General features: G+C 35.8%; 16 protein-coding genes. 11 read left to right on the top strand and 5 right to left on the bottom strand.

Annotated elements, in window-relative coordinates; genetic code table 11:
- The first annotated feature begins 798 nt into the window (after positions 1 to 798).
- From rbr to G7051_RS14035, 3 genes are all read left to right on the top strand, one after another.
- Positions 799 to 1,377, top strand: coding sequence for a rubrerythrin (rbr, locus tag G7051_RS14045; protein WP_166116389.1), 579 nt, complete (start codon positions 799 to 801; stop codon positions 1,375 to 1,377).
- 140 nt (positions 1,378 to 1,517) lie between these two features.
- A complete protein-coding gene (locus G7051_RS14040) occupies positions 1,518 to 3,356 on the top strand; it encodes a DUF3857 domain-containing protein (RefSeq protein ID WP_166201210.1) in 1,839 nt (612 codons plus the stop codon).
- Positions 3,353 to 5,314, top strand: coding sequence for a DUF3857 domain-containing protein (locus tag G7051_RS14035; RefSeq protein WP_166201209.1), 1,962 nt, complete (start codon positions 3,353 to 3,355; stop codon positions 5,312 to 5,314). The genes G7051_RS14040 and G7051_RS14035 overlap by 4 nt, the downstream gene beginning before the upstream one ends.
- An 82-nt stretch (positions 5,315 to 5,396) precedes the next feature.
- On the opposite strand, the gene creD is transcribed toward G7051_RS14035, so the two are convergent.
- The 5 genes from creD to G7051_RS14010 form a co-directional block, all read right to left on the bottom strand.
- The gene (gene creD / locus G7051_RS14030) at positions 5,397 to 6,722 is read right to left on the bottom strand and encodes a cell envelope integrity protein CreD (protein ID WP_166201208.1); all 1,326 of its coding nucleotides are present in this window, start codon (positions 6,720 to 6,722) and stop codon (positions 5,397 to 5,399) included.
- Between the two features lie 55 nt (positions 6,723 to 6,777).
- Complete coding sequence (locus G7051_RS14025; protein ID WP_166117730.1) at positions 6,778 to 7,077, bottom strand: transcriptional regulator; 300 nt, start codon at positions 7,075 to 7,077, stop codon at positions 6,778 to 6,780.
- Complete coding sequence (locus G7051_RS14020; protein ID WP_166201207.1) at positions 7,077 to 7,685, bottom strand: hypothetical protein; 609 nt, start codon at positions 7,683 to 7,685, stop codon at positions 7,077 to 7,079. The genes G7051_RS14025 and G7051_RS14020 overlap by 1 nt, the downstream gene beginning before the upstream one ends.
- A gap of 228 nt (positions 7,686 to 7,913) precedes the next feature.
- A complete protein-coding gene (locus G7051_RS14015; protein ID WP_166116377.1) occupies positions 7,914 to 8,258 on the bottom strand; it encodes a MerR family transcriptional regulator in 345 nt (114 codons plus the stop codon).
- 80 nt (positions 8,259 to 8,338) lie between these two features.
- Positions 8,339 to 9,313 carry a M23 family metallopeptidase gene (locus G7051_RS14010; RefSeq protein ID WP_166116375.1) on the bottom strand — a complete coding sequence of 325 codons (975 nt, stop codon included), beginning with the start codon at positions 9,311 to 9,313 and terminating at the stop codon, positions 8,339 to 8,341.
- 122 nt (positions 9,314 to 9,435) lie between these two features.
- On the opposite strand from G7051_RS14010, the gene alaS reads away from it, so the two are divergent.
- The 8 genes from alaS (at position 9,436) to G7051_RS13970 (ending at position 20,388) form a co-directional block, all read left to right on the top strand.
- Positions 9,436 to 12,048 (top strand): alanine--tRNA ligase, encoded by a 2,613-nt coding sequence (alaS, locus tag G7051_RS14005; RefSeq protein ID WP_166202809.1) that lies wholly within the window; start codon positions 9,436 to 9,438, stop codon positions 12,046 to 12,048.
- A gap of 180 nt (positions 12,049 to 12,228) precedes the next feature.
- On the top strand, positions 12,229 to 13,284 hold the full coding sequence (locus G7051_RS14000) for an acyltransferase family protein (RefSeq protein WP_166201206.1): 1,056 nt from the start codon (positions 12,229 to 12,231) through the stop codon (positions 13,282 to 13,284).
- Positions 13,285 to 13,339: 55 nt separating this feature from the next.
- A complete protein-coding gene (locus tag G7051_RS13995) occupies positions 13,340 to 14,392 on the top strand; it encodes an acyltransferase family protein (RefSeq protein ID WP_166201205.1) in 1,053 nt (350 codons plus the stop codon).
- Between the two features lie 115 nt (positions 14,393 to 14,507).
- On the top strand, positions 14,508 to 15,095 hold the full coding sequence (locus tag G7051_RS13990) for a DUF1287 domain-containing protein (RefSeq protein WP_166201204.1): 588 nt from the start codon (positions 14,508 to 14,510) through the stop codon (positions 15,093 to 15,095).
- A gap of 81 nt (positions 15,096 to 15,176) precedes the next feature.
- Entirely contained in the window at positions 15,177 to 15,956 is a 780-nt protein-coding gene (locus G7051_RS13985) for a C40 family peptidase (protein WP_166201203.1), read from the top strand.
- Positions 15,957 to 16,124: 168 nt separating this feature from the next.
- Positions 16,125 to 17,255: a hypothetical protein gene (locus tag G7051_RS13980; protein WP_166201202.1), complete on the top strand. Its 1,131-nt coding sequence runs from the start codon at positions 16,125 to 16,127 to the stop codon at positions 17,253 to 17,255.
- A gap of 225 nt (positions 17,256 to 17,480) precedes the next feature.
- A complete protein-coding gene (locus G7051_RS13975) occupies positions 17,481 to 19,337 on the top strand; it encodes a DNA topoisomerase IV subunit B (RefSeq protein ID WP_166201201.1) in 1,857 nt (618 codons plus the stop codon).
- Positions 19,330 to 20,388, top strand: a complete 1,059-nt coding sequence (locus G7051_RS13970; RefSeq protein WP_166201200.1) for a hypothetical protein — start codon at positions 19,330 to 19,332, stop codon at positions 20,386 to 20,388. The genes G7051_RS13975 and G7051_RS13970 overlap by 8 nt, the downstream gene beginning before the upstream one ends.
- Positions 20,389 to 20,417: the final 29 nt, after the last annotated feature.

The raw sequence follows: 20,417 nt of genomic DNA, 5'->3' as shown, positions 1-20,417 counted from the left end.
TATTTAATACTCTTCTACAAAAGTAAAAAATAAATATGAATAAAACAGCTTTGGGCATAGCAAAAATAAAGAATCAGCCATCAAGTTCACCCATAAATAAAACACTCTTAGAGTAGAGGAATATACCATATTGATGGTATTGGTGCTTTATATAACAATCTTCATCTTTGTACTAATCTGTTATTATAACAGAAAATCAGAGACAAAGTTCAGTCTGAATACCCCCTTCTATGTAAACCGTCAGATGACAAGAGAGTTATTAGGTTTATTAAAATCTCAACTATAAAAACGACACACATGGTATGGTCGTAAAAATGCAAGCAAAAATAAAGAGGTATTCAGAACTAGAGAAAACAATATTATCAACCTATCCTGTATAGCATTATCTACGATACTTATTGTTATATCAGTTTGGCATCAATATGCAATAGGTTTCGACCAAGATCAAACTTTAGCCGGTTTTGCAATAACATTAGGCACCGTTCCCATTATCATCTTTAGATATAGATTATTAAGAAAAATATAAAAGTTCTTGAACCTTAACTTAGATCAATTATAAATTAGGTCTAAAACAGAAGTAAATAAATCCTGCTAATCATCTGAATTAGTAGGACTTATTTTCACGACAGTCTAAACAGACTTTTCAGAATCAGAAACCCGTTTTTTTCCTCCGTCATAATTTGGTAACTTTATCACTATCAACCAGAAAGACTTAAGACTGTATTCATCTACAGATTATCACATTAGTTATTATAAAAACTGATCAACTAAATAAAATAACTAAAACTATAAACTATTATGGAAAAGAGTATTAAAGGCACAGAAACCGAAAAATGTCTTTTAAAATCATTCGCAGGAGAATCCCAAGCAAGAATGCGTTACACCATGTTTGCCAAAGCTGCTAAAAACGAAGGTTTTGAACAGATTGCAGCCATTTTTATGGAAACTGCCGAACAAGAAAAAGAGCATGCTGAACGTATGTTCAAGTATCTGGAAGGTGGCATGGTAGAAATTACCGCTTCTTATCCTGCAGGAAGAATTGGTACTACAGCCGAAAACTTAATAGAAGCTGCTGCCGGAGAACACGAAGAATGGGCACAAGACTACCCTGCATTTGCAGACATCGCAGAGGCTGAAGGATTTAAACAAATTGCAGTAATGTATCGCATGATTGCTAAGGTAGAAAACATGCACGAAGATCGTTACAAAGCACTTCTTGCCAGAGTTGAAAGCGGAGAAGTATTTATGCGTGAAGAACCTATCGAATGGCAATGCATCAATTGTGGCTTCGTAATCAAAAGCAAAACTGCCCCCAAACAATGTCCGGCATGTTTGCATCCACAAGCATACTTTGAGCCTCTTAAATGGAATTTCTAATTTGAGCAGAGCTTTCTCATTAATATAAAAGTTTGCCCTCACCCTGTGAAGGCAAACTTTTTCCTTTATAATACATGGTTACCGCTTCACAATATTACTTTATTAACTACATTTGCAAAAATAACTTAATATCTATCTTTATGCGGTTAATACTGACCTTATTTTGTTTAATATTATTGATAAATACTACCAAATCTGACGAATTACCATCGAGCGAAATTGTAAGTTTAATATCTCATCGACAAATAAAAGATAATAAGTTAACAATAAATGATACCATTATCATACAGATAAATAACAGGGATGGCGATAATGACGCAGCAATACAGATAGCCTATTCGAAAGGAGACAAACTATCCGTTGGCGATGCTTGGATTGAAGACATGTCGGGTAATATTATCCGCAAACTAAAAAGTAAAGAAATATTAGATCGGAGTTCTATTTCTGATATATCGCTCTATGAAGACGATTTTGTTAAAGAATTTGAACTAAAGCACAATCAATACCCATACAGAGTTATATATTCATACAAACTCACTTTAAATAAGTTTGTTCAGATAGCATCATACGATTACAGAAACAAAAGGCTGAAAATAAAAAATGCTAAGATTACGGTCGAAACCACCGAAGACCAGCCGATAAAATACAAACAAAAAAACATAGATGCTCCTCAGAAAGAAACAAGCTTAAAAACGATACGTTACACCTGGCAATTCGGTTACGAACCCTTACTAAGGGAAATGAATGCTTCTGTAAACAACAGCAATGCTCCTTTATTAGAAATCGTTCCCCTAAACTTTATTTACGGAGTAAGTGGCAGTTTCGAAAACTGGCAGACTTTCGGAAACTGGATATATCGCTTAAATGCTAACAGAGATCAACTTCCCGAATCTGAAACAAAAAAAATAGACGGGCTTATCGAAGGGGTTACAAATGACAGAGATAAAGCCACAATACTTTATCATTATCTTCAAGACTATAACCGCTATATCAATGTAACGTTAAATGTCGGTGGGCTTCAAACCCACCCCGCAGAATATGTCGCGACCAATCGTTATGGAGATTGCAAAGCGTTGACCAATTACATGAAGGCGATATTAAAATATGCAGACATACCATCTTATTATACACTTATAAATATGTCTGATGAGGTCGAAGAAATCGATCCTGATTTTGCGTCTCAGGACTTCAACCACGTTATCCTGGCCATTCCATTTGGTAAGGATACCACCTTTTTAGAATGTACAACTAATAATCTTCCATTTGGATACATACATTCTTCGATACAAAACAGAAAGGCATTGCTTATAACGGAAAATAACAGCAAACTGATTTCCGTTCCTGCCCAAAAGCCAATAGACATTGTATGCAATCGTAGTATAAAAACAACATTAAACAACGACAATTCGGCAAATATGGCGATGTTGATAACCCGTCGGGGCGAAGAATACGAGAGCTCTAATTACCTGTCGAAAAACATCAACAAAAACGTTGTAGACAAATACATGCAAAACAATATACTTACAGGCTCATTTGATTTGATAAACTTCGATTTTATAAAAACTTCGAGAGATAGTGCTCAAATACAATTGGATGTACAATGCCGGATGCACAGCGTTTCCAAGAAATTCGGAAATAACATATCAATAACACCTTATTCTTTAAAGGTTCCTTTTTATGAAATCCCGGATAAAAGGAAACAGGATGTTCAGATTGACTATCCCCAATATTACGAAGACAGCCTTGTGTATGATATACCGAATACAACTATCAGCAAAGTTCCGTCAAACGTACACATAATAACACCTTACGGACACTATATCTTACAGTTTAAAGCAAAAGACAATCAACTGACAGTTTATAAATCGATGCTGATAAAAGCGGGTAACTATCCTCTTGCCGAATATGGCAAGTTTTATGAATTTATTCAGCAACTTAGAAATCTCGAAATTAAAAATTATTATATAGAAGTACTATGAGAAAAATAATCCTTTGTGTTTTAGTGGCTATCGCGCCATTATTTAGCAAGGCTCAGGAAAACTATTCGGAAGAATATGGCAAAATTACCCAGTACGAAGCATCTATGACTGAATATACAGCCGACCCCGAAGCAGAGGCGGTAGTTATATATGATATCGGTACTAACTATTTTCAAGGAGACGATACCAAAGGGTTTCTTCTGCACATGGAGACCCGAACCAAAATAAAAATATTAAAGGCTGCGGGAACGAAGTATGCCCAGATAGAAATTCCTTTTTATAAAGATGGCAGAGATGTTGAGTCTATTATTGACATAGAGGCAACCGTATACAATAACGAAAACGGAAAGCCAACCAAAACAGTTCTTAATACTAAAAAGATTTTTGAAGAAAAAATTAACAACGATGTATCTATCCTCAAAATCGCACTGCCCGATGTTAGAGAAGGTTCCGTCATAGAATATAAATACCACATTGTCACACCCTTTTTCTTTCATATGCGGAAATGGGAGTTCCAACAAAAGATACCTGTTATACACAGCAAACTTATCTACAAGGCAATTCCTTATTACGAATATACTTACATAGTACGGGGCGTAAAGCAATTCGATGAATTTGATTCTGTCACAAAAAATCAGGATATAAGATTCGGATCTCTGCTTTATCAGGAAAAAATTTACTCCTTTGGTATGAAAAACCTACCTGCATTCAGGGATGAAGAATTTATCAGCGCAGAGGAAGACTATATGGTAAGTATAAATTTCCAGATTTCTAAAATTTATTTTCCAAATGGGGGCTTTCAAAATTATATATCAACATGGCCTGCTCTTTGCGATGACTTCTTAAAAAGAGACGATTTTGGCAAATATATAAAGAACAGCGAAAAAGAAGGAAAAAAACTGTTGCCTACACTTGACCTTGCTAATAAATCGCAACTGGAACAAGCTATTGAAATTACCCAATACGTAAAAACCATGTATAAATGGGATGAAACGAATGGCAAATTTGCAACCGATAATTTATCTACTTTCCTAAAAGCTAAAAGCGGTAATTCGGCAGATATCAATTTATACCTGATCGGATTACTTAAAGCTGCCAATATAACGGTCAATCCGGTTGTTTTAAGTACCCGAAATCATGGTGCTGTAAGTAAAAGCCATCCGTTTCAGCAATTTCTAAATTATGTAATTGCCCAAATTGAAATAGACGGACAAAAATATTTTGCTGATGCAACCGAGCCTCTTCGGTATTTTGACGAATTACCTATACGGTGTACCAATGTTGAAGCACTGGTAGTTAAACCTAAAACCGAAGAATGGATTGTTACAACTCAAAAAGAAGTTGCAAAGACTCAAAAGATGTTTAAGATTAAAGTATTACCTGAGCAACAATTATTGAAGGTAAATATCGAATATATACTTTCGGGGCAAGATGCTTATCAATTCCGCAATACTTACGATGGTAAAAATGATAATCTGGTAGACTATTTTAAGAAAAATAACAACGTGAATATCGAGGATAGCCTTACCGTTATCAATTATTCGGAAATGAATAAACCCTTTAGCTTCTCATTTAATTCAGGTACCTCTTTCGAAAGTGCTTCGGGTAAATTATTCATTCATCCTTTCTGTAATCTGTCTGTTTCGGATAATATGTTCAAGCAAACCACACGGACACTTCCTATTGATCTTATCTATTTACGTAACGTAGAATATAAATCAGAAATAGAGATTCCCGAAGGTTATAAAGTCGAATATCTTCCCAAAGAGCTTACTCACGATAGTCGCTTAATGACCATAAATTACAGCACAAAGAAGGTAGATAATAAAATAGAAGTATCTGCGAAATATTTCTTCAATACAAACTTATACGATGCCAAAGATTACGCACGTTTAAAGTATTCGTATGCAGAAATTATTAAACAGTTTTCCGATATGATTGTGTTGGTAAAAGAATAAATACTTTAAACAACAGATATGTTTAAATAATAAGAGAGGCGGATACTAGTATCCGCCTCTCTTATATTGTTTTAATATCATATCAGTTTAGAGACTGCTCTACCCTATCATCTTCTTTATACCAATCGACTTTACGAGATACATACATCACTATTGCTAGTGTTATAAATAATCCTGCACTGCCCAACAACAGAGCCATATCTTCTAGTTGAAGAATTACGTATAAGAAAACATACAATATACACAAGAATACTCCCATAAAAGACGCTTGTTTTTTTGACTTAAATATCGAATAAGAATAAGAGGTAATAAGCGATACAATGGCTAGCGCCGATATCAGATATGACCATTCGAAGCCAATGTATTCGGACAATGCCAGAAGCAAGCTATAGAACAATACCAGAGCAAAGCTTACCAACAAATATTGAACGGGGTGTATGCGTTTTCTGTTCAGTAATTCAACCATAAAAAAGACAACGAAAGTGAGCACTATAAACATAATGGCATATTTAGCCGAACGCATAGTCTTTTGATACTGATCGACAGGTAGTAATAAATCCACGCCTAATAATGAATCACTGATACCCGAATTTTGCCCTATCCACATTTGAGCATAATTTCTATTATAATCGAAAATCTCCCATTGAGCATCAAATCCCAATTGATCTATTTTTCGACTATTAGGTAAGAAATCACCTATAAAGGTTACCGTTTTGTACTCAGACTTCATGTGTATGCTAGTATGCTTGCCGATAGGTGCAAAATAAAGTCCGTCAGTACCGTTCAAAGCCAAATCGAAATTGAAGTTATAAGCCTCCTTGATATCAGCAGGATTTAAGGGCATTTTCACTGTCAGACCCGAGTTCATTAAATCATTCGGAGCAACACTGGCTAATATATCAAGGGACTTTCCATTCACATTGAAATCTATTTTATTTTTGATCCCTTGCAACGCCGGTACTCCTACTAACAAAAAGGCATCCTCCCATTGTATCTGGTCGGCACTCAAATTGAGTTTTTCATAATCAGGAAAATTGAACTTTCCCCTAACCTGCATAAGCGATTGATAGCATAAAACCTGATATATTCCCCGAGAACGTTCTTCGGGTTTTATCTCACCCTCTATGCTATACTCATCGGGCAAAAAGTAAGCATATTTCACAACTATCGGATTTCCTTCGGCAATTCTTGTCTTATAAGGCAAAACAAGTACAGGTCCAACTAAACGTTGCTGCCCACCCCACTTATCGCTGATTTCTTCCTGCACAATTGTTTTATTTTCCTCCCGCTCTCTTATCAACGATTGTACCATGTTTACAGGTATAAGCATCAATAAAGTTAAAACTGCGATCATACTAATCTTTACGATTACTGAATGTTTTTGAAAAAATGATTTAGAAGTTTCCATATTGCTTTATAATTTAAAAGAACTTTGAAATTCAAAGTATGTAATTAAAAAAAATTTACGTTAAAGGATTAATTAATTTTTCGAGTGCATCAATATGTTCCTGAAATAGCTTCCGCCCGTGATCGGTAACACTATATGAGGTATTTGGTTTTCGCCCGACAAACTGTTTTTTCACAGCAATCACCTCCTCTTTTTCCAAAGCCTTAAGATGGCTTGCCAAATTACCGTCAGTCACTTCGAGCAACTCTTTAATAGTATTAAAATCGACACTATCATTTACAACCAATACCGACATAATACCCAAGCGTATCCTGCTATCAAATATCTTATTTAGACCTGATATTATATCTTTCATCATCCATTTGCTTTATCTGATTTTGCATCATACTTCATGTACATCACAATGCCATACACAATATGCAAAACACCAAATCCCATTGCCCACAATATCAGCCCGTTTCCAATAAATATACCTGCCAGCAAACCCAATACGATTTCGCAGGCTCCCAGTATTTTAATATCCCGATACGTTCTAGCTCCTGCATTAATCAATGCAATACCATAAAAGATAAGCATCGTAGATGCTGTCATACCGAAATAGCCTTGATATACCAATATCAGACTGAAGAGGCCTCCAACAACGAGCGGAACACCTGCATCTTTTATCAATTGAAAAGTCACCGGAGTCCAAAACTTAGCTCCTATTTTCTTTGCTTTCCGTACTGAAAAATAGATTCCAACCGAGCATGCACAAACCAAAACAATAGCAGCCAGAATAAGAAGATCATATATGATAATACCTGTTACAGCAAACGATCTTGTCATTATAAGATAGGCTATAAAAGCTCCACAGAGAGCAACTAAACCTGCCACGACTCCTGATATTCCACTCAACGAAAGGAATTTGGTCGAACGTTCCATTGTAGAACGAATGTATCTTAAATCATCAATATTGCTATTCATATACTTTCCACTTTGAATTACAAAGTAGATACTTTAATTTGGATTGTGCAATAAAAAACAGATTCTTTTTTAGTAAACAGAAGAAAATATGTTGTGATACATTTTAAGAATATAACTACACTAGTTGTTGCTTTGCTTAGCAAGGCAACTACTAGTGTAGTGAGCTTAAAAAGAAAAAGCAGCAGAAACTTTCATTTCTACTGCTCTATAATTATTATGATGTAAGGCTTATGATATACTCTCTAAACCTTCTTTCAAGTCATTAAGCTCTTTTTTGATATCCTCCAATCTGTGAATCAAATCAATGCGACGTGTTTCCTCATCTTTTTTCAGTTTAAGAGTCTGCCTTGCCCCTTCGAGAGTTAACCCTTTGTTTTTGACTAAAGAATAAACTAATTCGATAGCTTCAATATCTTCTCGGGTATATTGGCGTACACCTCCGGGAGTTTTACGAGGCTTAATTTCTTTAAACTCGGTTTCCCAGAAACGAAGAAGTGACTCATTCACTTTAAAGTGATTAGCTACTTCTTTTATGGTAAAATACAATTTCTTATTGTTACTAAAGTCTATCATACTTTTAAGTCAAAAGACAAAGTTAAATGATAAATTCAAAATCAAACCTCACAATGATAGCTAAATCTCAACAATCGACTTTAATCCATTACCTGACCATGGTTCGCTGCAATCTGCAACATCTTATCGTATTCTTCAGGAGTAAGATCCATAAAGTAGTACTTCGCAGGATTATCGGGTTTACCTTTTACATGCACTTCGTAATGCAAGTGAGGACCTGTTGATTTACCCGTACTTCCTATTTTACCTATAAGCTCGCCACGCTTCACCTGCTGACCTCGCTTAGCAATATACGAACTCATATGACCATATAATGTCTCAAAACCATAACCGTGATCGATGATGATACAATTACCATAACCCTGCCGCCATTCAGCCCAAGTTACTACACCATCTCCTGTTGCATAAATATCGGTACCCTCCTTAGCCGTAAAGTCCATTCCGGCATGGAATCTTAAAGTACCATATACAGGATCGATACGCGTACCATAACCCGAAGCTACACGCGAAAGATCTTTATTCGCTACAGGCTGTATACTGGGTATGTGCTGCAAACGGTCTTTTTGCTGTCTCGATAAATCTAGTATCTCATCAAAAGATTTAGACTGTACATACAATTGCTTCGAGATAAGATCTATTTTTTTAGAGGTCTGAACAATCAGATCCGGATTGGATAATTCCATCAGATAATCGTATCTTCCGATTCCTCCCGCCGTTGAGTTACGTATTGCAGAAGCAATAGGCTCGGCATGGAAAATGGCTCTGTACATATTATCATCTCGCTGTTGGATATCCTTTAACACTTCGGAGATATTATCCATTCTTTTGGACAATACATTATATTGTGTACGTATTAAGCGGTTTTCTTTTTTCAATTCCATCTCTTTGGGAGAATCCAGTACATAATACATTAGTGCCCAAAAGCCTAAAGCTCCCAAGATAATGCCCCCTAAAAGATTACGAATGATTATAAATATTTTTTTTCCCAGGCTCGGATAGACTCGCTCATACGTCAGCGATTGTGAATTATATATATAAAATACCTTTTTTGCCATTCTTTAAGATAAAGTCACCTCAATTTTATTCGCTGAGATGGGCACAAAAGTAAAGTTTTTAGCTTATTTTTGCAAGCTATTATTTATTAAGAATCTGTAAAACAAAATACATAGTTATAAATATCATGACTTCTAAAGAAATCCGCAATTCATTCAAAGAATTTTTTAGGTCTAAAGGACATCAGATTGTTTCTTCAGCTCCTATGGTGATTAAAGACGATCCCACATTGATGTTTACCAATGCCGGTATGAATCAATTTAAAGACATCATTTTGGGCAATGCACCTATTAAATATCCTAGAGTAGCGGATTCTCAAAAATGTTTACGCGTAAGCGGAAAGCACAACGATTTAGAAGAAGTAGGTCACGATACCTATCACCACACTATGTTTGAGATGTTGGGTAACTGGTCTTTTGGCGATTACTTCAAAGAAGAAGCTATTGCTTGGGCATGGGAATATCTGACTGAAGTTCTGAAACTGGACAAAGAAAGACTATATGTAACTGTTTTTGAGGGATCGCCCGAAGACGGACTTTCTCGCGACGACGAAGCTGCCGATTTTTGGGTACAATACTTACCTAAAGAACGTATTATAAATGGAAATAAAAAAGACAACTTCTGGGAAATGGGCGATACAGGTCCTTGCGGTCCTTGTTCCGAAATACACATCGATATACGTTCCGACGAAGAACGCGCCAAAGTTGACGGTGCATTATTGGTGAACAAAGATCCTGATGTTATCGAAATATGGAATCTTGTTTTCATGCAATTTAACCGTAAAGCTGACAAATCTCTTGAAGAACTTCCTGCTAAAGTTATAGACACAGGTATGGGATTTGAGCGTCTTTGCATGGCTGTACAAGGTAAAACTTCAAACTACGATACAGATGTATTTCAACCATTAATCAAAGCTATCGGAGAGTTAACCGACAGTACATATGGTGAGGACGAGAAGAAAGATATAGCTATGCGAGTTATCGCAGACCATATCCGCACGATTGCTTTTTCTATTGCCGATGGGCAATTACCTTCGAATGCCAAAGCCGGATATGTAATTCGTCGTATTCTTCGCCGTGCTGTTCGTTATGGATATACTTTCCTTAATCAGCACAAAGCATTTATGTATAAGCTGATCCCTACCCTTATCGAAACAATGAGCGAGGCTTACCCTGAACTATATCAGCAAAAAACGCTTATTATTAGAGATATTCAGGAAGAAGAAGAATCGTTCCTACGCACATTGGATACCGGTATAAAGTTATTGGATAGACAAATTGCTGAAACAAGAGCTAACAACTCAACTGTTTTAAAAGGTCTTGATGCCTTTACTTTATACGATACATACGGATTTCCTCTTGACTTAACTGAACTTATATTACGTGAAAATAATATGAGTGTTGATGAAGAAGGCTTTAAAGCTGAAATGCAAAAGCAAAAAGACCGTGCCCGCAATGCTGCTGCTGTAGAAACCGGCGACTGGATTGTGATACGTGAAGGCGAGCAGGAGTTTATCGGATATGATTACACGCAATGCGAAGCTGAGATACTCCGCTACCGTCAGGTGAAACAAAAAAACAACGAATTTTATCAAATAGTACTCGACCGTACTCCTTTCTATTCGGAAATGGGTGGACAGGTCGGCGATACAGGTTGGTTAATCAGCGATGATGAAAAGATAGAAATTATCGACACCAAACGCGAAAACAATCTGGCTGAACACATCACAAAAAAATTACCGAAAGATATTACAGCACATTTTGTAGCTCGTATCAATACGGAAAGGAGAACAGCTGTAGAATGTAATCACACGGCAACTCACTTATTACATGAGGGATTACGTGAAGTATTAGGTACACATGTTGAACAAAAAGGCTCTTTTGTTTCACCGGCAGTTCTTCGATTCGACTTTTCGCATTTCCAAAAGTTAACTGACGAGGAAATTCGTAAAGTAGAACGTTTTGTAACTGCTAAAATAAGAGAGAATATTATATTGAATGAGGCTCGTAACATTCCTATTTCGGAAGCCCATGCAATGGGAGCGATGGCTCTGTTTGGAGAAAAATACGGTGAAGAAGTTCGTGTTATCCGTTTTGCCGATTCTGTAGAGCTATGTGGGGGAACTCACATTTCATCAACAGGGCGAATCGGTTCGTTTCGTATCATTAACGAAAGTTCTATAGCTGCCGGAGTAAGACGTATCGAAGCAATTACCGCCGAAGCATGCGAAGAATATTTCTATGCACAACAAGATATTATCACCGAATTAAAGGCTTTGATGCACAATGCCCCCAACTTAACTCAGGCATTCCAGAAATTCTTCAGCGAAAGCGCTGAAATGCGAAAGCGTATTGAAGAGTTTATGAAAGAAAAGGCAATTCAGATAAAAGAGTCTACTATCAAAAACAGACAAATAGTCAATGGCATCGAAATATTCACTTTAAGAGGACATTTGCCTGCTGACATTGTTAAAGACATAGCATTTCAGATCAGAGGCGAGTTCCCTGAGCATGCAGCGTTCATAGGAGCAACAGATATAGACGAAAAACCCAATCTGACCCTGATGCTATCGGATGATCTTGTTGCACATGGATTAAATGCGTCAACTATTGTACGCGAAGCAGCAAAAAACATTCAAGGCGGAGGTGGAGGACAACCACATTTTGCGACAGCAGGAGGTAAAAATTCTGATGGCTTAGCTAAAGCTGTGGATGAAATCTTAGAGAAGTTAAAATAAACCAATCTAGAAATTGATCTTATAGCAATTTTCAAATTGCATATAAACTATAAACTGATTTACTTATATCTATTAAAAGTAATAAATAAATCGGAGGCATTACTAAAACGATTCAATATAAAATAAACCGGTATTGAATCGTTTTATTTTGTTAGCACATCACTCAACAAGGTGAAGAATATGGAGAAAGAACTAACTAACGCTAAAAATCGGGAATCGAATATAGAACTGCTACGGATAGTTCTTATACTCATGATCATTATGCATCATCTGATTGTGCATGGATGCGATTTAAGCCTTATAAGTACCGGAGACTATCAAAAAACAAATAAAGATGCCCTATTTCTATTCTTAAATACATTTACAATAATAGCTGTTAACTGTTTTGTATTTATCTCCGGATTTTATGGTATAAAATTCAAAGTAAAAACATTAATTGCATTTGTACTACAAGCTCTGTTTTATTCTGTTTCATTGTACTTGTTAAAGTGTGTAATATATGATAGCCCGGTATCATATTCAGAACTCCGAAGAAGCTTCTTTCCCATCACATATGTAAACTGGTGGTTCCTTAATGCCTACATAGCACTATTTATAGTATCACCTATAATAAACAAAGGGCTGGAAAACATTAGTAAAAAACAAACTATCATACTTATAATCCTACTGTTTATTATAGGAGGAGGGTATCCTTTGGTCGGATATAATTTTTATACACAAGACGGTTATTCGTTTTTCAACTTACTAATAATTTATATTATAGCCCGCTATTGCCATAGATACATTACAGAAATAAAAAACATTCTCCCTGTATACCTGTCCGTCTTCCTCTTCAGTTTTATCATAATATACACATGCTTTAGTCAAGACAGGCAGCTTCTCACATGGCGACTAATGGCATATAACTGCATATGGATTATAGCAGCTGCTGCTTTATTTTTCTACCTTTTCAAGAAAATAAAAATTAAAAACAAATTAATAAATAAAATTGCCCCTCTTACATTTGGTATCTATTTACTTCATGACTCAGGAATAATAAAAACAACAATAATGACTTTTATTAAGAGCATGAACAGTAAAATAGATAATAACTTTACCATGCTCGGTATTCTATTACTAACAACGTTAATTATATTTTCGATATGTGCATGTATCGAGAAAATAAGGCAAATTATATTCAAACCAGTATTAAATTATATTTCAAAGAAAATAGACACATATCAAATAGACACCTAATAAACAAACAGAGTCTCTCACTCTGTAACACTCGAAAATAAACTGTAAAATCACCATGACTTCAACACTCAACACTAACACTAAAAATCGGGAATCAAATATAGAACTGTTACGGATAGTTCTGATGATTATGATTATTATACATCACCTGATTGTACATGGATGCCAAAATAGCAGTCCATCTAAAAGTACATTACTTGTATCTTTGAATACCTTTACCATTATTGCAGTAAATTGTTTTGTATTCATTTCCGGTTATTATGGTATTAAATTTAAAGCAAAAACGCTACTTTCATTTATCTTACAGGCAACTTTCTATTCGGTAGCCACCTATATCATATATCATGGTTTTATAGCTAAGGAAGCTTACTCTACACCCGATTTCATTCATAGCTTTTTTCCTGTAACATACGCACAATGGTGGTTCTTAAATGCTTTTCTGGGCGTTTATATATTATCGCCTTTCATCAATAAAGGCATCGAATCTCTAAACATATACCAATCGGGTCTTATTGTCATTATTCTGGTATATATAAATAGTAGTTACCCAATAATGGGTTATAATTTCTATTCGGGAAGTGGGCATAGCTTTTTCACAATTCTGTCAATATATATTATCGCCCGGTTTTGCGGTAAATATATTAAAGACCTTAAAAAACCTTTGATTCTGTATATATGCATTTATCTCCTGACATTATTACTTGTTTATATACTACTCTCTATCAATTATACAAACACTGCAGAACGGCTGGTATCATACGGATGCCCTCTGGTTATCCTTGGAGCAATTTTCTTTTTTTACACTTTTAGAAAAATAAAAATACAGAGTAATATAATAAATAAAATAGCTCCATTATGCTTTGGAGTATATATGATCCATGATACGACCGACACTCGTTTACTGATTAAAGGACTTGTTGAACAAGTAAATAATGCAATAGCAAACCCTCTACTTTTCGGCCTAGCATTAATAGGAATGGCAATGCTTATATTTATACTATGTGCATGTATCGAAAAAGTAAGACAAATCATATTCAAGCCTATTTTAGATTCTATTGAGCAAAAAGCATCTACATTATTTGTAAAACTAAAACGCATCACACAATAAATAACACACATATACTGCATTGGCAGTTGGAAACTATCTTTGTTCTTGTACAAGAAAAGCTTTTCAATTATTTTTGTCACAGTATAAAAAAGTCTAAGACTTTAATATCTGAATAATGAATAAATTACTTTTTATAATTATATACTTTTACAGTTGCTTTGTAGTAACCGCCCAAGAAAAGGATTTCTACAATCAATTATCTGATGCAGCAATAGACTTAACAAGGTCTAAAGTAACATACGACCCTACATATTTCTCGATCCCTTATCCGAATGGAGATGTTCCTGCAAACAAAGGGGTATGTACCGATGTTGTAATAAGGGCATATCGTAAAATGAACATAGATCTTCAGAAAAAGGTACATGAAGATATGAAAGCCAATTTCAGCAAATACCCTAGCCAGAAAAAATGGGGACTAAAAAAAACAGATACAAATATAGATCATCGCCGAGTGTATAATCTCGAAACATTTTTCACCCGCAATGGTATTGCAAAGCCAATATCCACCAATGCGGAAGATTATCAGCCGGGAGATATAGTATCGTGGACTCTCGATAATGGATTGGCACATATAGGTATAGTGGTCGACAGAAAATCGAAAGACGGTAAAAGACACCTCATTGTGCATAATATCGGAGGCGGTCAGGTTATAGAAGATAGGCTTTTTGCATGGAAAATTGTAGGACATTATCAGTATAAATAAAGTCTAAATTAGCAGAATTATTTCTTGCTTTGAGTAAGCAAAACAGAGACAGACAATTACAGTCATTATTTTTTTAAGAATATGAAATATGCTATTTATTTAAATACAGCTCTACCTATTCGTTCAGAAGCCAGTGAATCATCAGAAATGGTGAGTCAATTACTTTTTGGTGACACTTGTGAATTAACCGAAGAGGCAGGCTCATTCATCAAAATAAGGAACTACAGAGATGGTTATCAAGGCTGGGTAGACTTTAAAGTTTTGTATGAAATAGATGAAGAAACTTATAACGAAATCAATACCGGTCCGGTATTTCGAACATGTGTACCTATAGCTGATGTATTCTGTATGACTGATAAAACAGTATACAGACTATCTGCGGGAAGTATACTGCCACGCTATAACATCGATAAAAGTAATTTTGAAATTGGAGGAAAGGTCTTTCAAATTCATCCCACTTTTGTCACTTATCTTCCTCAAAGTAGCAAGGAAAATATAATAGCTACGGCTATGCTGTTTCTTAATACTCCTTATTTATGGGGAGGAAAAAACATAATGGGAATTGATTGCTCGGGACTTGCCCAAATTGTATTCTCTTTGAATGGTTATTTACTACCTCGGGATGCCAGAGTGCAAGCTTTGGAAGGGACAAAAGTAAATTCATTGGAGGAAGCACAGCCTACTGATCTTTTATTTTTCGAAAAGAATAATCGCATCAATCATGTCGGAATTTTCTTAGGAAATAATAAAGTCATACATGCCTCGGGAAGAGTCAGAATCGACACGATTGATTCACAAGGAATTTACAACAAAGAGTCTGGCAATTATACACACACTCTTTCAACAATAAAACGAGTATAAACTCACTTTCAGTAAAAAATCTTATCTTTGCCACAAAGTCGAAAAGTAGTAAGGTCTCGGATCCTTTTATTGTCTTGGAAATCATAGCAACTGGAGATAGTTACTATGATAAAATGTAATAATAAATTATGTAGTTTTACTTAATTATTGATTATTTATAAAAAAAGAATGTCGGTAAGAATTGTCCCTATAAGTGATAAAGCATCTAAAAAGAAATTTATCAAATTCCCTATAAATCTGTATAAAGATTGCCCCTATTATGTACCATCTTTAGTTTTAGATGAACTGGGTACTCTTGATTCGAGTAAAAATCCTGCATTTGACTTTTGTGAGCAACAACTCTTTTTAGCCTACAGAGGCGATAAAATCGTTGGGCGTATTGCAGCTATCATCAATCACAGATCAAATGAAATATGGAAACAAAAACATGCACGTTTTGGTTTTGTTGATTTTATCGATGACAAGGAGGTTGTAGATGCACTCTTCAACACGGCAGAAGAATGGGCACGCAGCAAAGGAATGGATGCGATACAAGGCCCGATGGGATTTACCGATCTTGATCACGAAGGTCTTTTGGTATTCGGTTATGATAGAATAACCACTATGGCAACAACTTACAGTTACCCATATTATAAAGATCAAATAGAGCGGATAGGATATGAAAAAGATGTAGACTGGCACGAATTTTATATACCCGTTCCCAAAGCTGTTCCCGAAAGACATCAACGTATAGCCAATATAGTTGCCAATAAATATGGATTAAAGCTTCTGAAATTCAAAAATTTAAAGCAGATAACCCCTTATGTTGATAAAGTATTCAACTTACTGAACGAAGCATATGCTCCACTATACGGATTTGTACCTCTTACTCAAAAGCAAATTGATTATTACGTAAAGATGTATGTTCCCCTGCTTCGATGGGATATTGTTTCTCTTATCATAAAGGAGGAAACAGACGAACTTGTTGCTTTTGGAATCGGAATGCCCAGTTTATCACTGGCTTTACAAAAATCAGGAGGGAAATTATTCCCGACAGGTTGGTATCACCTGCTTAAGGCTCTGAAATTTAAAAGCAATAAAGTAATTGACCTCTTATTAATCGGTATTGCACCCGAATATCAAGGAAAAGGAGTAAATGCAATGATTTTTAATGACTTTATTCCATCCGCACACAAAAGTGGTTTCCATTTTGCGGAAAGTAATCCCGAATTGGAACAAAACAATAAAGTCTCGGCACTCTGGGATGGTTTTAATGCCGAACACCACAAGACTCGAAGAGCATATACAAAAAAGATATAAAAGAAGGAAAAAACAGAGGAAGTAGCATAAGATTAATTATGCTACTTTTTTTGTGCAAATATTTTAGATATAAATAAATACCCTTTAGAATCATAATACGCTTAAATACCTTCACTTTCTAAAACAATAAAAAGATCTGAGACCTTAATAATAAATTTCGCTTGATTCATTTTCTAAAAATTCACTATCTTTGCTTGAAAGCTGATTTTAGATACGCAAATATTTATGGAAGAAGAATTAGACATCAATTTACCTCAAGAAAATTACTCTGACGATGACATTAAAACTCTTGATTGGCAGGAGCATATACGTCGACGCCCTGGTATGTATATCGGAAAACTTGGCGACGGTACTTCTCCCGACGATGGAATATATGTCCTTCTGAAAGAAGTACTTGACAACTCTATCGACGAATACATGATGGGGTTTGGAAAAACAATAGAAGTAACAATAGCAAACGGTGAAGTATTTATACGTGACCACGGTCGAGGTGTACCTCTCGGTAAAGTAAAGGACGTGTCATCTAAAATGAATACAGGTGCCAAATATGACTCCAAAGCATTTAAAAAATCAGTAGGTCTTAATGGTGTCGGTATAAAAGCTGTAAATGCTTTATCATCTTATTTCAAGATACAGGCATTTAGAGAAAAACAAACCGTTTCTGTCGAATACAGCAAAGCGATAGTTACCGGAGAAACTCCCATAGAACCCACAACTCAAAATAATGGTACGCTGGTCGAATTTATTCCCGATGCAACCATATTCGGAGAATATCTATATAGAGATGAGTATGTCGAAAGCTTACTCAAAAACTATGTTTACCTAAATACGGGGCTAACAATAATTTACAACGGAAAGAAATTCTTATCGAAGAATGGTTTAGTAGATCTTCTGAATGAAAATATGACTTCGGAAGCCCTCTACCCTATCATACATCTCAAGGATACCGATATTGAAATTGTAATAACCCACACTAATCAGTACGGAGAAGAATACTATTCGTTTGTCAACGGACAACATACAACACAGGGAGGAACACATCAATCGGCTTTCCGGGAGACAGTCTCACGTGTTATCAAAGAATATTATGCAAAAAACTTCGACTATGCCGACATCAGAAGCGGTATAGTTGCAGCAGTCAGCATAAAAGTCGAAGAACCTGTTTTTGAGTCGCAAACAAAGACTAAATTAGGGTCTAAGGATATGGGACCCAATGGTCCATCGGTTCAGAAATTTATTGGTGACTTCATCAAAAAAGAGCTAGATAATTATCTGCACAAAGATTCGGAAACTTCCGAAACTTTATTGAAGAAGATTCTCGATTCTGAGAAAGAACGTAAAGCAATTGCCGGAGTTACAAAGCTGGCTCGCGAACGTGCTAAAAAATCGAACCTTCACAATAAAAAACTTCGTGACTGCCGTATCCATTACAATGATACGAAAGGTGATAACTTAGACGAATCGTCTATCTTCATTACTGAGGGAGACTCAGCTAGTGGATCTATCACCAAAAGCCGTAACCCCAATCTACAAGCAGTATTCAGTTTGAGAGGTAAGCCTCTGAACAGTTTCGGACTGACCAAAAAGATTGTATATGAAAACGAAGAGTTTAACCTTCTGCAAGCCGCTCTCAACATAGAAGATGGCTTGGATGGTTTAAGATACAACAAGGTAATTATAGCAACCGATGCCGATACCGATGGTATGCACATCCGCCTGTTGTTGCTTACTTTTTTCTTGCAATTCTTCCCAGATCTCGTGAAAAAAAACCATGTATATATATTGCAAACACCTCTGTTTCGTGTACGTAACAAGAAAGAGACGATCTATTGTTACAGTGAAGAAGAGCGTATTGCAGCAATCAGTAAACTAGGTGTTAATCCCGAAATCACCCGATTTAAAGGATTGGGAGAAATTTCGCCCGATGAGTTTCAACATTTTATAGGAAAAGATATACGCCTGGATAAAGTGACCATGAAGAAAGAAGACTTGGTAAAAGATATGCTCAACTTCTATATGGGCAAAAACACACCTGAACGACAAGTATTTATTATTGACAATCTTGTTCAGATAGATGATTAAAACAATTCAGTTCACTATCGTATTCTTGCTTTTGTTGTGTAACAATAAGAATACAATACAAGCAAGCCCTTCAGGCTCGGAAAAGCAGACGAAGACAACATCCAACAATGACCAAATTTCAGAAGTAGAGAAAGCTGGCTTATCGTTTTACAAATGGTATTTGAGTGCCATTAATAACGATGATGTTACAATACCTTTTGAAGTAACCATTATAGAGGATGAAAAGGGTATGTGCAAATTGGATCCCGAACCATACTTCAATGAACTTAAAAAGCTAGGAACCATTTCTGAGAAATTTATAGAATCGGAAAGACAGAGAAATTCGATGTGCGAAGACTATGTGAAGACGGTTCACTATAAAGTATATGAAAGTGGCGACGCTTACGGCTTCAATGGCTTTTGTCCTCAATTTGAGTACCTGTACTGGATCTCAAGCCAAGACACGTATCAAGATGTAAAAGCCATTCGAACCCACATAAACAACGATGGTTTATCGGCTTACGTAGATGTAGCATTTATATACTCCGACTTCGGTGTAGCACCCGTAATTTCGAAAGATCGTAATGCCAGAGTGTCTCTTGAACTGGAGCAAGGCAAGTGGAAAATTGTAAAGATTGAACTTTTTGACGAAAACGGACAAATACTAACGTATTCTCAAGAATATGATAATATAATTGATTACGATAATAAGAATACTATTTTCGGATCGTGGTCAAACGAGGAGGTAGACATAACTATTTCGGAAAAAACAATCGCTTTTAAATACCACGGGCAGTGCGTCTACTTCTATCCGATACAAGTTGTCAACAACAAAGAGGTAATCCTTATATGGTCAAACGATATGGATTGCAAATTTGATAACGGAACTTCTCAAACATTCGGTCTAAAAAAACACCCCGTATTAGGCAAACCTTTTGCAAAATATACAATGGAAGCTGGTGTTTTATATACGGAATATTTCTATGAAGAATGGGTAGAAAAATACAGGGAGAAGGTAGATCGTCAAACATTTACCGACCTATATTTCTACGGTGGCAATGATTCCAACTAAAAATTTAATAGTTCATCTACTATAAAATA

The sequence above is a fragment of the Dysgonomonas sp. HDW5B genome, from assembly GCF_011299335.1.
Lineage (GTDB): Bacteria > Bacteroidota > Bacteroidia > Bacteroidales > Dysgonomonadaceae > Dysgonomonas_A.
The sequence above is the reverse complement of the archived record's forward strand: the minus strand, read 5'-3'. Positions and strand labels throughout refer to the sequence as shown.

Coding starts and splice junctions, on each gene's coding strand:
- rbr (WP_166116389.1), top strand. CDS start 799: ATGGAAAAGAGTATTAAAGGCACAGAAACCGAAAAATGTCTTTTAAAA.
- G7051_RS14040 (WP_166201210.1), top strand. CDS start 1,518: ATGCGGTTAATACTGACCTTATTTTGTTTAATATTATTGATAAATACT.
- G7051_RS14035 (WP_166201209.1), top strand. CDS start 3,353: ATGAGAAAAATAATCCTTTGTGTTTTAGTGGCTATCGCGCCATTATTT.
- creD (WP_166201208.1), bottom strand. CDS start 6,722: ATGGAAACTTCTAAATCATTTTTTCAAAAACATTCAGTAATCGTAAAG.
- G7051_RS14025 (WP_166117730.1), bottom strand. CDS start 7,077: ATGAAAGATATAATATCAGGTCTAAATAAGATATTTGATAGCAGGATA.
- G7051_RS14020 (WP_166201207.1), bottom strand. CDS start 7,685: ATGAATAGCAATATTGATGATTTAAGATACATTCGTTCTACAATGGAA.
- G7051_RS14015 (WP_166116377.1), bottom strand. CDS start 8,258: ATGATAGACTTTAGTAACAATAAGAAATTGTATTTTACCATAAAAGAA.
- G7051_RS14010 (WP_166116375.1), bottom strand. CDS start 9,313: ATGGCAAAAAAGGTATTTTATATATATAATTCACAATCGCTGACGTAT.
- G7051_RS14000 (WP_166201206.1), top strand. CDS start 12,229: ATGGAGAAAGAACTAACTAACGCTAAAAATCGGGAATCGAATATAGAA.
- G7051_RS13995 (WP_166201205.1), top strand. CDS start 13,340: ATGACTTCAACACTCAACACTAACACTAAAAATCGGGAATCAAATATA.
- G7051_RS13990 (WP_166201204.1), top strand. CDS start 14,508: ATGAATAAATTACTTTTTATAATTATATACTTTTACAGTTGCTTTGTA.
- G7051_RS13985 (WP_166201203.1), top strand. CDS start 15,177: ATGAAATATGCTATTTATTTAAATACAGCTCTACCTATTCGTTCAGAA.
- G7051_RS13980 (WP_166201202.1), top strand. CDS start 16,125: ATGTCGGTAAGAATTGTCCCTATAAGTGATAAAGCATCTAAAAAGAAA.
- G7051_RS13975 (WP_166201201.1), top strand. CDS start 17,481: ATGGAAGAAGAATTAGACATCAATTTACCTCAAGAAAATTACTCTGAC.
- G7051_RS13970 (WP_166201200.1), top strand. CDS start 19,330: ATGATTAAAACAATTCAGTTCACTATCGTATTCTTGCTTTTGTTGTGT.